At 55.2% G+C, this 13,871-nt stretch carries 13 protein-coding genes; all 13 read left to right on the top strand.

Annotated features, from left to right (window positions below):
• The first annotated feature begins 9 nt into the window (after window positions 1–9).
• The 13 genes from PGS10_RS01600 (at window position 10) to PGS10_RS01540 (ending at window position 13,836) form a co-directional block, all read left to right on the top strand.
• A complete protein-coding gene (locus tag PGS10_RS01600; protein ID WP_063447110.1) occupies window positions 10–993 on the top strand; it encodes a hypothetical protein in 984 nt (327 codons plus the stop codon).
• A 9-nt stretch (window positions 994–1,002) separates the two neighbouring features.
• Window positions 1,003–1,797, top strand: a complete 795-nt coding sequence (locus PGS10_RS01595; protein WP_315710506.1) for a type VI secretion system accessory protein TagJ — start codon at window positions 1,003–1,005, stop codon at window positions 1,795–1,797.
• Window positions 1,794–2,357, top strand: coding sequence for a type VI secretion system baseplate subunit TssE (tssE, locus tag PGS10_RS01590; protein WP_015705452.1), 564 nt, complete (start codon window positions 1,794–1,796; stop codon window positions 2,355–2,357). Before PGS10_RS01595 ends, tssE begins: the two co-directional genes overlap by 4 nt.
• Before the next feature lie 2 nt (window positions 2,358–2,359).
• A complete protein-coding gene (tssF, locus tag PGS10_RS01585) occupies window positions 2,360–4,231 on the top strand; it encodes a type VI secretion system baseplate subunit TssF (RefSeq protein ID WP_316422303.1) in 1,872 nt (623 codons plus the stop codon).
• Entirely contained in the window at window positions 4,228–5,271 is a 1,044-nt protein-coding gene (gene tssG, locus PGS10_RS01580; protein WP_316422302.1) for a type VI secretion system baseplate subunit TssG, read from the top strand. The genes tssF and tssG overlap by 4 nt, the downstream gene beginning before the upstream one ends.
• A 49-nt stretch (window positions 5,272–5,320) precedes the next feature.
• A complete protein-coding gene (gene tssH / locus PGS10_RS01575; protein WP_316422301.1) occupies window positions 5,321–7,933 on the top strand; it encodes a type VI secretion system ATPase TssH in 2,613 nt (870 codons plus the stop codon).
• 24 nt (window positions 7,934–7,957) lie between these two features.
• On the top strand, window positions 7,958–9,382 hold the full coding sequence (locus tag PGS10_RS01570; RefSeq protein WP_315710502.1) for a serine/threonine protein kinase: 1,425 nt from the start codon (window positions 7,958–7,960) through the stop codon (window positions 9,380–9,382).
• A gap of 24 nt (window positions 9,383–9,406) precedes the next feature.
• Complete coding sequence (locus PGS10_RS01565) at window positions 9,407–9,781, top strand: DUF3592 domain-containing protein (RefSeq protein ID WP_316422300.1); 375 nt, start codon at window positions 9,407–9,409, stop codon at window positions 9,779–9,781.
• 38 nt (window positions 9,782–9,819) lie between these two features.
• A complete protein-coding gene (locus PGS10_RS01560; RefSeq protein ID WP_316422299.1) occupies window positions 9,820–12,093 on the top strand; it encodes a type VI secretion system Vgr family protein in 2,274 nt (757 codons plus the stop codon).
• Window positions 12,094–12,101: 8 nt separating this feature from the next.
• On the top strand, window positions 12,102–12,476 hold the full coding sequence (locus PGS10_RS01555; RefSeq protein ID WP_045382186.1) for a DUF3592 domain-containing protein: 375 nt from the start codon (window positions 12,102–12,104) through the stop codon (window positions 12,474–12,476).
• 103 nt (window positions 12,477–12,579) lie between these two features.
• Window positions 12,580–12,915 (top strand): hypothetical protein, encoded by a 336-nt coding sequence (locus tag PGS10_RS01550; RefSeq protein WP_316422298.1) that lies wholly within the window; start codon window positions 12,580–12,582, stop codon window positions 12,913–12,915.
• A gap of 129 nt (window positions 12,916–13,044) precedes the next feature.
• A complete protein-coding gene (locus tag PGS10_RS01545; protein WP_316422297.1) occupies window positions 13,045–13,422 on the top strand; it encodes a hypothetical protein in 378 nt (125 codons plus the stop codon).
• A gap of 33 nt (window positions 13,423–13,455) precedes the next feature.
• A complete protein-coding gene (locus PGS10_RS01540) occupies window positions 13,456–13,836 on the top strand; it encodes a DUF3592 domain-containing protein (RefSeq protein ID WP_316422294.1) in 381 nt (126 codons plus the stop codon).
• Window positions 13,837–13,871 lie beyond the last annotated feature (35 nt).

Genomic DNA, 13,871 nt, shown 5'->3' with positions numbered 1-13,871 from the left:
AGGATTTTTATGAAACATTGGATATTGGGTGCGGCAATATTTGCCGCCACCGGCGTCGCGCAGGCGGAAAACTACCGTATCGTGCAATCGCCTTCGCAAAAACTGGATGTCTGGATCGATAACATCAAGGGCAACACCGCGCAGAACTGGTGCGCTGATGAAGTGGCGCTACGCATCGTCGCCAACGGCAATAAGAACGTCAAAATACTGGATAACTTCCTGCCGCGCGTCGGTGCCTTAATGCAGCATCAGTGTTCGCGTTTACAGCAGCTGAACTGGACGCTGGTTGACGCGAATAATGGGCATATCGCCCAGGGTAGCGCGGCGAAAAACAAAAAATGGGCGGTAAAAGTCGCGCCCGCTGAGACCGTCGCGGCGGCGGAAAAGCCCGTCGCGCCAGCCTGGCTGCCGCCGGAAGAGAAGGCGGAAAAACTGTCTCCCGCCGCCGACCGCACGCCGTGGCAGGAGTTTACGCTGCAGGGCGGCTGCCGACTGCGCACCTTCTGGCAGGAAAGCGCCGCCGCCTTATTCATTCCCGCCGTTGAATCCGGTAGTTGCGAAAAGGGCGGCTGGCTGAGCGGACGCACCGTCATCACTCAATCAGTGAACGGCGAAGAAAAGCAGAGCACCGTCACGTTCGTGCATGGCTTCCCGGTAGTGGGTCTCAATGCCGCCGCTGACCCCAACAAACTTCTGATCACCGCGGTCAATAACCAACGCATGGTAGTCAGCAATGAAAACGCCCAACAAAGCTGGATGATCCTGCCCTATGTCGCCGGACAAAACGGTTGGCAGATGACCGGCACGCTGGCTATCGAAATGTCCCGCGAACTGGCCAACGATCCGTCGCGTCTACAGGCGCGGATAGAGGCGGCGCGGAGCGTCTGGTCGCCGTGGCTGGCGCCGGATATCAAACTCAACGTTGTGCTGATCGACGGCCTGCACCCGCTGCTGCGTAATCCGGCGGCCAGCGCATGGCGCGCGGCAAACTAAGGAGCGACGATGAACACGCTATATCAACAGCTGGCTGGCGAAAGCGTCGACGCGGCGCTGCAGCGCCTGGAAAGCGACATCAAAAGCCGTCCCGCCGATGCCGACTTGCGCGCGGCGTTCGTCCAGTTTCTATGCCTGAGCGGTAACTGGGCGCGCGCGTTGGCGCAGCTAAAAAGCTGGCTGGCGCTGAAGCCGCAGGCCCGGCCAACGGTCACCCTGCTGGAACAGAGCATTCAGGGCGAGCAGCAGCGCGATGCGGTATTTGCCGGTAGCGCACGCCCGCAGATGCCGGACAGCCAGTGGCCGTGGTTGTCTGCGCTGGCCTCCGCGCTTTGTGTTGATTCAGAAACCGCCCAGCGACAGCGGCTGGCCGCCTTTGAACAGGCGCCCCTTAATCCTGGCAATCTCAATCAGGCGGATACCCCCGCGGTCGCTTTTCACTGGTTGATGGACGGCGACGCGCGTCTGGGTCCGGTTTGCGAACTTATCGTCAATGGCCGGTATTGCTGGCTGCCGTTCGCCGCTATCGCCGAAATTCGTTTTCAGGCCCCGGCGAGCGTCACCGATCTGGTGTGGCGCCATGCGCTGGTGCGCCTGACCGATGGAAGCGAGCAGGTGTGTCAGATCCCCGCGCGTTACCCTGTCACGCCGCAGACGGAGGCGCGCTTCCAGCTGGGCCGCGCCACCGAGTGGCAGCCGCTGGACGACGAAGGATCCCTGTATCAGGGCCACGGGCAGAAAGTGTGGCTTAACGATAACCATGAATTCCCGATTCTCTCTCTCGACGTGGTGAGTTTTGCATGAACAAACCGGTACGCGACGGTGACGCGCTGCGCAGCGGCTGGCAGGCGCGTAGCAAGCAAGAGACCATTGGCGCCCGCGATAAGATGCAGCCGTCGCTGCTCGACCGCCTGACCGATAATCAGCCGCAGAAAAAATCGGAGCCGCTTAACAGCAACCTGATCACCCACAGTACGCTGCGCCGTCACGTGCTGCGCGATCTGCAGTGGCTGTTCAATACCATCAATCATGACGATCCGCAGGCGTTGGCCGCGCTGGCGCACGTGCGCCGTTCGGTGGTTAATTTCGGCGTCGCGCCGCTGGCCGGGAAACGGATGTCGGACATTGAATGGCAGGATATTCAGCGCAAACTTACCGAGGCAATTATCAGCTTCGAACCGCGCATTCTGCCGCAGGGGCTTCAGGTCCGCTGTATTTCTGATACCCAGTCACTGGATTTACATAACGTCCTGTCGATTGAAATTAAAGGGCGTCTGTGGTGCGTACCGTATCCATTAGAGTTTTTGTTCCGTACCGATGTGGATCTCGAAAATGGCCACTTTGAATTGAAAGACGCGGGGTAACGATGGAAGGCAAACTGCTTGAATATTACAACCGCGAGCTGGCCTATCTGCGTGAGATGGGCGCTGAATTCGCTGAACGCTATCCGAAGGTTGCCGGCAGGTTGGGCATGCGCGGTATTGAGGTCGCCGATCCTTACGTTGAGCGGATGATGGAGGGTTTCGCCTTTCTGACTTCCCGCGTCCAGCTAAAAATGGACGCCGAATTCCCGCGCTTTTCACAGCGCCTGCTGGAGATGATCGCGCCCAATTATCTGGCGCCTACGCCGTCGATGGCGATAGCCGAACTGCAGCCGGACATCAATAAAGGCGATCTGAGTAAAGGTTTCGTGGTACCGCGCGGTACGATGATGGACAGCCAGGTATTGAAGAAAAACGGTGTCACCTGTAGCTACACCACCGCGCACGATGTCACGCTGTTGCCGCTGCGTATTGAGAAAGCCGAACTTGGCGGGATCCCCGCCGATGTGCCGCTGGCCGCACTTGGGCTCGGCCAGCGCGGCGCCGTCAGCGCTTTGCGCCTGCGCATCAGCTGTGAAGGGGCTCAACATCTTGGCCATCTGACCTTTGACCGGCTGGCGTTTTTCTTAAGCGGCCCGGATATTGAGGCGCTGCGCCTGCTGGAGCTGATTCTTGCCCACCAGGTCGGCGTGGTGTGCCAGACCACCGGGCGCGATCCGCTGCGTTTTTCGCTGAGCGAAGAGGCTATCCAACAAGAGGGATTCGCCGCCAATCAGGCGCTCCTACCGGAAGATCTTCGCAATTTTGACGGCTACCGGTTGCTGCACGAATACTTTGCCTTCCCGGCGCGCTTCCGCTTTATCAGTATTAACGGCCTGAGCAAGCTAATTGGGCAGTGCAAGGAAGAAAAATCCTTCGATATCATCATTCTGCTTGATAAAACCGACGACCGCCTGGAACAAGTGGTGGAAGCTAACCACTTCGCGTTGCACTGCACGCCGGTGATTAACCTGTTTCCGAAAATCGCCGCCCGCCAGTCGCTAAGCGACACCCAGCATGAATACCATCTGGTGGTCGATAACATCCGCCCGCTGGACTACGAAATCTATTCGGTGAGTAAAATTCACGGCAGCGCCGATGGCCACCGCGATGATCGCGAGTTCCGTCCATTCTGGAGTTCGTGGAGCAAGGATGCCGGGGATTACGGCGCTTATTTTTCACTGCGCCGCGAACAGCGGGTGCTTTCCGAACACGCGCTGCGCTATGGCACGCGTACCGGCTATACCGGCTCTGAGACCTTTGTCTCACTGGTCGATGAGCAGCATGCGCCGTGGCAGGAAGATCTGCGTTACATCACCGCCGAGGTGCTGTGCACCAGCCGCGACCTGCCGTTGATGCTACAACAGGAGCTGGGGCAATTTGTGCTGGCGGATTCGCTACCGGTAAAAACATTGAAAATGCGTAGCGGCCCGACGCCGCCGCGCCCGGCGCTGGCGGAAGGGCTCAGCACCTGGCGGCTGATAAGCCAGCTGCAAATGAACTATCTCAGCCTGATGGACGGTGAAAATGGCGAAGGCGCCGCGGCGCTACGCCAGTTGCTTGGGCTGTATGCCGGGCTGGCGGAGACCGCCGTGGCCCGCCAAATCGAAGGGGTACGCCACTGCGTGCTGGAGCCGGTTCATCGCCGGGTGCCGGAGCCGGGACCCATCGTCTTCGCCCGCGGTATCGGCATTACCTTAACCGTAGATGAGCGCGCTTTTTCCGGCGCCAGCCCGTGGCTGTTTGGCAGCGTACTGGAACGGGTCTTTGCCCGGCTGGTGTCGCTCAACAGCTTTACCGAATTCACCTTATGCAGCCAGCAGCGCGGCGAAATCGGCTACTGGGCGCCGCGAATGGGTAAAAGGGCGCTGATATGAGTGAGACGATGGCTACCATTCATCGCCTGACGCCGCTGGCGGACGTTTTCTGGCGCGAGGTTACCGCCGCGCCCTGGCGCTACGATCTTTTTCATCTGCTGCGCCGCATTGACGCGCAAGGAGGCGAACGTTACCCGCTTGGACGCGCGCCACTGCCGAAATTTGAATCGCTGCGCATCGGGCAAACGCCCTCAATGGGGTTTGCGCCCGCGACGCTGGCCAGCGCGAAAAAACGGGAAAATAGCGCGGTGCATGAGATATCGATTCTCAGCTTCGGTCTGTTCGGCCCCAATGGCCCGCTGCCGGTTCATATGACCGAATACGCCCGCGAGCGTATTCATCATCATCAGGACGACAGCCTGAGCGCTTTTGCCGATCTCTTTCACCACCGCCTGACGCTGCTGTTCTACCGCGCCTGGGCCGACGCGCAGCCAACGGTATCGTTAGACCGTGCGGATAACCGCCGCTTTGAGCGCTACCTCGCCTCACTCATCGGCATGGGCCAGCCGGGGCAACTGGAAAAGGGCGACCTGAGCCCGCATGCGCGTTTCACCCACGCAGGCCATCTCAGCCGCCACGGCAAGGATCCGGAAGGACTGGAGAAGATCCTGCGAAATTTCTTCAAAGTCCCGGTCAACATTATCAGCAACGTGCCGCAATGGATGCCGCTGACCTCGCGAGAACAAGCGCAACTGGGGGCGGGAAGGCGTCTGCCTCGCCTGGGCGTCTCGGCGTTTCTCGGCGTCGCGGTACGCGATGTTCAGCATAAATTCCGCCTTGAAATCGGTCCGCTTAGCGCCGCCGAATACGCCCGTTTTCTGCCGGGCGAAAACGCGGTGAACGAATTACGCGATTGGGTCCGCCAGTATCTCGGGATCGAATATGCATGGGACGTCAGGGTACTTATCCGCGGCGATGAAGTACCCGGTACGGTCCTCAGCGGCGACGGCAAACTGGGCTACAGCACCTGGCTTGGCCGCCAGCCAGCCCCCGCGCCGCGTGGCGATTTAGTGTTTAGCGTGGAGCAGAGCGACGCCTGATGTCGTCTGCTCTCTGACACCTTTATTAATGTTATCAATGGAACCGAACATGTCAGAAATCAGCCGTGCCGTACTCTTCGGCAAACTGGATACGCTGTTGTTTACCTCGCTGGAAAGCGCAACCGCCTTTTGTAAACTGCGCGGCAACCCTTACGTTGAGCTGGTGCACTGGCTGCATCAGCTGATGCAGCAGCAGGACGGCGACCTGCAACACATTATCCGCCATTTCGCCCTTGATGAGCAGGCGCTGACCCGCGATATCATCGCGGCCCTGGATGCGCTGCCGCGCGGCGCCAGCTCTGTCTCCGACCTTTCTGAGCATATCGATAGCGCCGTCGAACGCGCGTGGGTTTATGGCTCGCTGAAATATGGCGTCAACCGCATCCGCGGCGGCCATTTGTTAATAGGGCTGCTGAAAACCTGGAATCTGGCTAATGTTCTGAAAGGTATTTCGCCGCAGTTTAGCAAAATCAATGTCGATGCGTTGAGCGAGAGCTTTGAGACGCTGCTGGCCGCCAGTAAAGAGAGCCAGCAGGCGGCGGTGGAGACGGCCAACACGGGCGCGACGCCGACGGCGCAGGGCACGCTGGCCCAGTACGGACAGAATCTGACGCAGCGGGCGCAGGAGGGCAAAATCGATCCGGTAGTCGGCCGTGATGAAGAGATCCGCCAGATGGTGGATATCCTGATGCGCCGCAGGCAGAACAACCCGCTGCTGACCGGGGAAGCAGGCGTCGGTAAAACCGCGGTGGTGGAAGGGCTGGCGCGGCGGATCGCCGCAGGCGATGTTCCGCAGCCGTTGCGTAATATTGAGCTGTGGCTGTTGGACATCGGCATGCTGCAGGCCGGTGCGGGCATGAAAGGCGAATTTGAAGCCCGTCTTCAGGCGTTAATTAACGAAGTGCAATCCAGCCCGACGCCGATCGTGCTGTTTATCGACGAGATCCACACTCTTATTGGCGCAGGCGGCCAGCAGGGCACCGGCGATGCGGCGAACCTGCTGAAACCGGCGCTGGCGCGCGGACAGTTACGCACCATCGGCGCGACCACTTGGGCGGAGTACAAAAAATATATTGAAAAAAATCCGGCGCTGACCCGCCGTTTCCAGACGGTGCAAATCCACGAGCCGGATGAGGAGAAAGCGTTGCTGATGCTGCGCAGTACCGTATCGCCGCTGGAGAAACACCATCGGGTGCTGCTGCTTGATGAAGCGGTCAACGCGGCGGTGAAGCTGTCGCATCGTTATATTCCCGCGCGGCAGTTGCCGGATAAGGCGGTAGCGCTGCTGGATACCGCCTGCGCCCGCGTCGCCGTCAGCCAAAGCGCGCCGCCGCCGCAGTTGGAAGATTGTCTGCAGCGCATTGCCGCCCTGGATGTGGAACTGGAGATTGCCCAACGCGAGAACCGGGTGGCGATTGGCGATGCCCAGCGCATTGAGCAACTCAAGCAGGCGCGTCAGCAGCAGGAAACTGAACGCGATACCTTGAGTCGTCGCTGGGAGCAGGAACGCGCGTTGGTTGATGAAGTCATCGCGTTGCGCGCGCAATTGCAGGAGGCCGATGACGACGCCCAGCCGGCGCTGCGCCAGATGCTTAATGAAAAACAGCTTGCGCTAAAAACCCTACAGGGTGAGATGCCGCTGCTGTTCGCGGCGGTAGATGAGAACGTGGTGGCGGCGGTGGTCGCTGACTGGACCGGCATTCCGCTGGGGCGGATGGTCAAAAATGAGATTGACGCCGTACTGAGCCTGGCCGACACGCTCAACCAGCGAGTGATCGGCCAACGCCACGGGCTGGATCTGATCGCCAAACGTGTGCGCACGTCACGCGCGCGGCTCGACGATCCCAATAAGCCGGTCGGCGTCTTTATGATATGCGGTCCATCCGGCGTGGGTAAAACCGAAACCGCGCTGGCGCTGGCGGAAGCGCTGTACGGCGGCGAACAGAACGTTATCACCATCAACATGAGTGAGTTCCAGGAGGCGCATACCGTCTCGACCCTGAAGGGCGCGCCGCCGGGTTACGTGGGTTACGGCGAAGGCGGGGTGCTGACTGAAGCGGTACGACGCCGCCCGTATAGCGTGGTGCTGCTGGATGAAATCGAGAAGGCGCATCCGGACGTGCACGAAATCTTCTTCCAGGTGTTTGATAAAGGCTGGATGGAAGACGGTGAAGGCCGCCATATCGATTTCCGCAACACAATCATTATCTTAACGTCCAACGTCGGTACCGAGCTGATTAGCGCCATGTGTGCCGACCCGGATCTGATGCCCGAGCCGGAAGCGCTGAGCGGCGCGCTGCGTCAGCCGCTGTTACAGGTCTTCCCGCCAGCGCTGCTCGGCCGCCTGCTGGTGGTGCCGTACTATCCGCTGAGCGATGCGATGCTGGGGCAAATCGTGCGCCTGCAGCTGGCGCGTATTCAGCGCCGTCTGCAGGACAATCACAACATTGTCTGCGAGATTGACGACAGCGTCGTCGAGCAGGTGGTTCAACGTTGTACCGAAGTGGAATCCGGCGGGCGTATGGTCGATGCGATTCTGACCAACACGCTGCTGCCGCAGATGAGCCAAATTCTGTTAACCGCCAACCGTAACGATGAGCAGTTTACGCAACTGCGCATCAGCTATGCGCAAGGCGAGTTTCATTGTCAGTTTGCCGCGTAACACCATCAGAAAGTGAGTCTTAAGATGACGGATCACGAAAACAATCGGACTGTCCTGAACGCGCTGCCGGTCGGGTATCGTTTTAACGAATTTGAAATAAAGGAAGTGATTGGCGGCGGCGGTTTCGGCATTGTGTATCGCGCCTGGGACCATCAGTTGGAACGTACCATCGCGATTAAAGAGTTTATGCCTTCGTCGCTGGCGGTACGTAACGAAGATATGACCCTGGTACTGCGTAGCGAGCGCTTTAGCAAAGCGTTCTCCGCTGGATTAAACAGCTTTATCCAGGAGGCGCGGCTGCTGGCGCGCTTTAATCATCCCAACTTGCTGCACGTGCTGCGCTTTTGGGTTCAGAACGACACCGCCTATATGGGCACGCTGTTTTATAGCGGCACCACTTTGAGCCGCCTGCGCGAACAGCAGCCAAACCTCATCGATGAGGCATGGATCCGCCGGATGCTGCCGATGCTATTCGGCGCCATTAAAACCATTCACGACGCCGGCTATTTGCATCGTGATATCTCACCGGAAAATATCCAGATCCAGGATAACGGCCTGCCGGTGCTACTTGATTTCGGTTCGGCGCGCCGGACCATCGGTAATCTGTCCGACGAAACCGAAACCATGCTGCGCCCGGGGTATGCGCCTATCGAGCAGTATACCGACGATAATGACAGCGAACAGGGCGCCTGGACCGATATTTATGCCGTCGGCGCGGTGCTGCATACGCTGATCGTGGGTTCACCGCCGCCGGTGAGCGTGGTGCGGAGTATTCAGGACAACTATCAGCCGCTGGCGGAACTGAAGCCGGCAGGTTACTCGCTGCCGCTGCTACAGGCGGTGGATAAAGCTCTGGCGCTGCGGGTGGAGGATCGTCCCCAGTCAATTGACGCGTTTGCCGAGCTGATTGAAATGCCGGTGTCCAGTATCGATGACGTCTTGTCGGTCAAAAAAACCGGCACCATGCTGGCGCTGGTCGAAGAGGAAGAACAGGCGCCGGCCGCGACAGACTGGCGGCGCTATAAGGTTCCGGGGATGGTCGCCGCAGGCGTACTGGTCGGCATTTTTGCCGGCGGTATGCTGTTCAGCGGCGGCAGCAGCGAGGCGCAACCAGCACAGAGCGCCAGCACCCAGCCGCCAGCGGCGGTTACGCCGCCGGTAACAACGCAGACCGCTAACGCGCAGCCCGCTCCGCCCGTTGCCGTTAAAGAGAGTAAACCTGCCGCCGCTGCGGCGCCTGTTGCTCAGGTTTACGTGCGCATGCGGGAAGGGGAAAAGCTCAAACTCAATGGCGAACCTCATAATACGCAACCGGCCACGAACGGCTTCGCCTCGCTGAAGCTGGCGCCGGGGCATTATGAAATTACCCTGCAGGGTAATGGACAAACCCGCGAGCAGACGCTGGAGATCGCCAAACCGGGAACCTGGCTTATTAATCCATCGAGCTGATAAGCCAAAACTGACGAGTGGAAGATGAGTATTTTTACTAACGTAATCGTTCTGGCCGTGGTCCTACTGTTTATTTATATTTTTGCGTCATTGCTGATTCGCGATGCGAAAAATAAAAAACTCAAAGCGGCTATTCACAATGATGGCGTTGCGGTATCTGGCACCATCACAAATGTGAGAAGCCGCTCTGGCGGTAATTCCGGGTTTATTAATATTAGCGTCGATTTTAATTACGTTAACGAAAAAGGTGAATTGCTGACCGGTCAGCGGGATATCGTTATTGATATTACGCGTATCCAAAACTTTCAACCGGGAAAGCCGATTCCGTTACGCTACTTGCGCCTTGACTCGCAACAGGTGCTGGTCGATCTGCCGAACCCACTGTTAACGCGCAGCTAGCGCTGCACAAACTGTATCTCCCTGAATGGAATAATATTATGTCTAACAGGATCACCGTTCAGCTCCCCGTTGAGGGGCTGCTTTTCTGGAAACTCAGCGGACATGAAGCCATGTCGGAAATGTTCGAGCTCAGCTTAACGCTGCTTGGCAGCGATGCGCGTCTGGATCGCAGCAAGCTGCTTGGCCAGCCGGTGACCGTGACTATTCCGACGCAAAACGCGCTGAGTTCGCGTTATTTCAACGGTAAAATTACCCGCGTGGCGGTGAACGCCGTTGAACTGAGCGGTATCCGCTACGCCGCTTACCAACTGACCGTTGAACCCGACTTATGGCCGATGAAACGCGACCGCAACCTGCGTATATTCCAGGGACAGACGGTACCGCAGATCATCAATACGTTGCTGAGCGAATATCAGGTCAACGTTGAGGATAAGCTGAACGGTAGTTACCGCGTCTGGGATTACTGCGTCCAGTATCAGGAAAGTAGTTTCGCTTTTATCAGCCGCCTGATGGAGCTGGAGGGGATTGCCTACCATTTCCGCCACGAGGCGGGTAAACATACGATGGTTCTGACCGATTCAGCCACCCAGCATCAACCGGTAAGCGGCTATGAAACCATTCCCTACCACCAGACGGCATCGGGCGGTATTACCACTGAAGAGGGGATCGGTCAGTGGGCGCTGGAAGATAGCGTGACGCCGGGGATCTACAGCCTCGATGACTATGATTTCCGTAAACCTAACGCCTGGCTGTTCCAGGCGCGGCAGAACCCTGCTTCGCCCTCGCCGGGCAGTATCGACGTGTACGACTGGCCGGGGCGGTTTGTCGATCACGGACACGGTGAATTCTACGCCCGTATCCGCCAGGAGCGCTGGCAGGTGGAACATCAGCAAATTCAGGCAACCGCCACCGCGGTGGGCATCGCTCCCGGCGCAACGTTTACCCTAACCAATGCGCCATTCTTTAGCGATAACGGCGAATATTTGACGACCGCCGCAGATTACTTGTTTGAAGAGAACAGCTACGCCAGCGGCGGTAATAGCGACATCTCGCACCAAATCCATTTTAGAGTGATCCCCTCTTCGGTAGTCTATCGCCCGGCGCAGGTAACCGACTGGCCGCGCACCTATGGCCCGCAGACGGCGAAAGTTGTCGGGCCTGAAGGGGAAAGCATCTGGACCGACAGGTATGGCCGCATCAAAGTGAAGTTTCACTGGGACCGCCATGCCAAAGGCGATGACACCAGCTCCTGCTGGGTTCGCGTGTCGAGCGCCTGGGCAGGCCAGGGCTTTGGCGGCGTGCAAATTCCCCGCGTCGGCGATGAAGTGGTCATTGATTTTATCAACGGCGATCCTGACCGCCCGATCGTCACCGGACGTGTGTATAATGAAGCCAGCATGCCGCCATGGGATCTCCCCGGCGACGCCACCCGGATGGGCTTTATGACGCGGAGTAAGGATGGGAATATTGATAACAGCAGTTTCTTGTTCTTCGAAGATAATCCGGGCAATGAATCTGTCGAGATGCATTCAGAGAAAGATATGAAGATCTCGGTAGAGAATGATAAACATGTCAATATTGATGGTTGCCGTACTACCACAATAGGTAAAGAGCAAAGCGATACTGTCGTTGGTGATTCATCCTTTCATTATCAGAAGAAAAGAACAACTACAGTTGATGACGTTGAACAAATAAACCTCAATAAAACAGAAATTATAAATATTAAAGAAGGCCGAGAACTGACCATCTCTGCTGGTGGGGAAGTTAATAATATTACCGGTACCCAGAAAACTAAAATAGACAAAGGTGATCAATCCACTACGATCGTTACGGGTAAGCAGGAGCTTTTTATAAATGCCGGGGGCAGGAACGCGGAAATAAAAAATGGCGATCGCTTGATAGTCAGTTCAGGAGGACAACATACAGAAATTACAGGTGACGTTAATACAACGATTAACGGCAAATGGACACAAACCGTCACCGGCGGTGAAGTTTTAATCACCTCGCCAAATAAAATCACCATACACAGCGACACCGAAGTTAACCTTGATACACCATACTGGGTCACCAATGCACATGGTCACCAGGAAAGTTATGTAGGTATATCGTTGGGATTAACAGGTACAGGTATTGATATGAAAGGCCTCAGCATATCGCTGACCCCATTAAGTTTCGGATTGACAGGGGTGAAATTAGAAAATAACCCTGTTACTATACATTTTGATAACGGTATAAAAACCCGCGTGGCTGGTGTGGAATTTGATTCGCTTGCTATGAGTCTGCATGCGGCTGCAGTGTTTATGTTTATTTAGAGGGATATATGAGAATTGTCACAAACCTAATCGTATTAGCTGTTGTAATTCTTTTTATTTATATTTTTGCGTCTCTTCTCATTCGCGATTTCAAAAATAAGAAATTGAAAGAAGGCATTCAGACGGATGGTGTAAGTGTTCTGGGAACTATTACTGGTGTTCGTAGCCGCTCAGGTGGTAACTCAGGGTTTATTAACATTACAGTTAAGTTCAATTATGTCATCGAGAATGGTACAACATTAGAGGGAGAGGCTGATACCGTTATTGATGCAATGAAAATAAATGATTTTCAGCCCGGGGAAAAGATACCGTTGAGTTATTCGAAAAAAGAACCTCATAAATACATCCTGACTATCCCTAAACCCAATCTAAGACGTAAGTAATGTATTTCAGAATTCAATACAACATATAAGGTTATTGGTGGGCACTTAGAGTCGGTTCTCTAAGTGTCAGTGATTACTAAGATGTATAACACAGTAAATCACTGTGAAGCACAACCTATTCAGTTCGTTATGTGGCCTCAAAGGACAAGGAGGAGACCTCACTGAATTAAAGAACTGGTTAAGCCGTGAGCGCTGGCCCGGTGAGATCAAAAACGTATCTCTGGTAAGTTGGCGTCGAACTAACGCGACCAATAATTTCGATTATTATTTTGCATTTACCTTTTATACGAACATTGAGGGTACGACAAAACAGTATAATGCTGCCGCCGTAGTACGTGCTTCAGAAATCCCAAAATTAAAACCGGGGCTTCAATTAACTATAAAGCATGAGGGCGTTCCGCCAAAACGAATGGCTGTTATAGATGTGAATTATGAATAAATAGTCGGCTGGACTTACTATGTCTGTGGTCATTCATATGGCCACTTAAAAATACTCACAATATGTCTAATTGGAGATGTGGAGTAAGCTATCGATGATGGTTTTTGTTAATAGCACGGATGCAACCCTATGAATGTTATCACGGAACCATCTTTTATCTTTGGCATTGTGATGACAATCATAGCATTAGGTATATCATTTGCTGCATTCAAACCAAATAAAGCTGAAGTCTCAGCAATTAAAAACTGGTTATCGAGAGATAAGTGGCCCGGTCAAACAATCCAGGTTCCGCTAGAATCATGGCGTCAGACAGAAACAAAGTACGGCAATGATTATATTTATGATTTCTATTTTAGTGCAAATATAAACGGCTCTGTGGAAAAATACATTGCGAAAGGCATTGTGAGACCTAATGACATTCATAAATTAAAGAAAGGAATGTTATTATCAGTAAAGTACAGTAATGACACGCCTGTAAAGATAGCGGTTATTGCTGTCAATTATTAAATTGTAAGCCATGAGCAAATAAGGCTTGTCACGATGGATATACTCTTTTTTATCCTCATGGGGTTGATTGTCCTGGTGTTTGGTGTCTATCCCATGGCCCGCTTTCTTTATCAGGATGTTTATCCGTATTTAAAGGATAGTTTCACCCACAGTGAGGTCCTGCAATCCGGGATTGCGGTCAACGCGGATATCATTGCCGCACACCAGACCAGCGCCTGGAGCGGAAGTAAACCGGTCTATCGTCTCACCTTTAAATTTAAGACCCGCGAGCAGGTGGAAGTCCAGGCTAGCCTGAATCACACCCTGAATTTCAGCGACATTGAGCGTTTTAAACCGGGTAATGGCACCACGATTAAATACGATCCGGCTAACCCGCAGAGAATTGCGCTATACGACAGGCCGCTTTTTTTGTAATCCCGCTATTTTCCCATGCACGAGTCTCATTTCAC

Source organism: Klebsiella sp. 141153, from assembly GCF_032601995.1.
Classification (GTDB): domain Bacteria; phylum Pseudomonadota; class Gammaproteobacteria; order Enterobacterales; family Enterobacteriaceae; genus Klebsiella; species Klebsiella aerogenes.
This window is presented reverse-complemented; position numbering and strand designations above follow the sequence as displayed.

Bases quoted from the DNA above. Each gene is read 5' to 3' on its own strand.
- PGS10_RS01560 (WP_316422299.1), top strand. From the start codon at position 9,820: ATGTCTAACAGGATCACCGTTCAGCTCCCCGTTGAGGGGCTGCTTTTC.
- PGS10_RS01555 (WP_045382186.1), top strand. From the start codon at position 12,102: ATGAGAATTGTCACAAACCTAATCGTATTAGCTGTTGTAATTCTTTTT.
- tssF (WP_316422303.1), top strand. From the start codon at position 2,360: ATGGAAGGCAAACTGCTTGAATATTACAACCGCGAGCTGGCCTATCTG.
- PGS10_RS01600 (WP_063447110.1), top strand. From the start codon at position 10: ATGAAACATTGGATATTGGGTGCGGCAATATTTGCCGCCACCGGCGTC.
- PGS10_RS01565 (WP_316422300.1), top strand. From the start codon at position 9,407: ATGAGTATTTTTACTAACGTAATCGTTCTGGCCGTGGTCCTACTGTTT.
- tssE (WP_015705452.1), top strand. From the start codon at position 1,794: ATGAACAAACCGGTACGCGACGGTGACGCGCTGCGCAGCGGCTGGCAG.
- tssH (WP_316422301.1), top strand. From the start codon at position 5,321: ATGTCAGAAATCAGCCGTGCCGTACTCTTCGGCAAACTGGATACGCTG.
- PGS10_RS01595 (WP_315710506.1), top strand. From the start codon at position 1,003: ATGAACACGCTATATCAACAGCTGGCTGGCGAAAGCGTCGACGCGGCG.
- PGS10_RS01545 (WP_316422297.1), top strand. From the start codon at position 13,045: ATGAATGTTATCACGGAACCATCTTTTATCTTTGGCATTGTGATGACA.
- PGS10_RS01570 (WP_315710502.1), top strand. From the start codon at position 7,958: ATGACGGATCACGAAAACAATCGGACTGTCCTGAACGCGCTGCCGGTC.
- PGS10_RS01540 (WP_316422294.1), top strand. From the start codon at position 13,456: ATGGATATACTCTTTTTTATCCTCATGGGGTTGATTGTCCTGGTGTTT.
- tssG (WP_316422302.1), top strand. From the start codon at position 4,228: ATGAGTGAGACGATGGCTACCATTCATCGCCTGACGCCGCTGGCGGAC.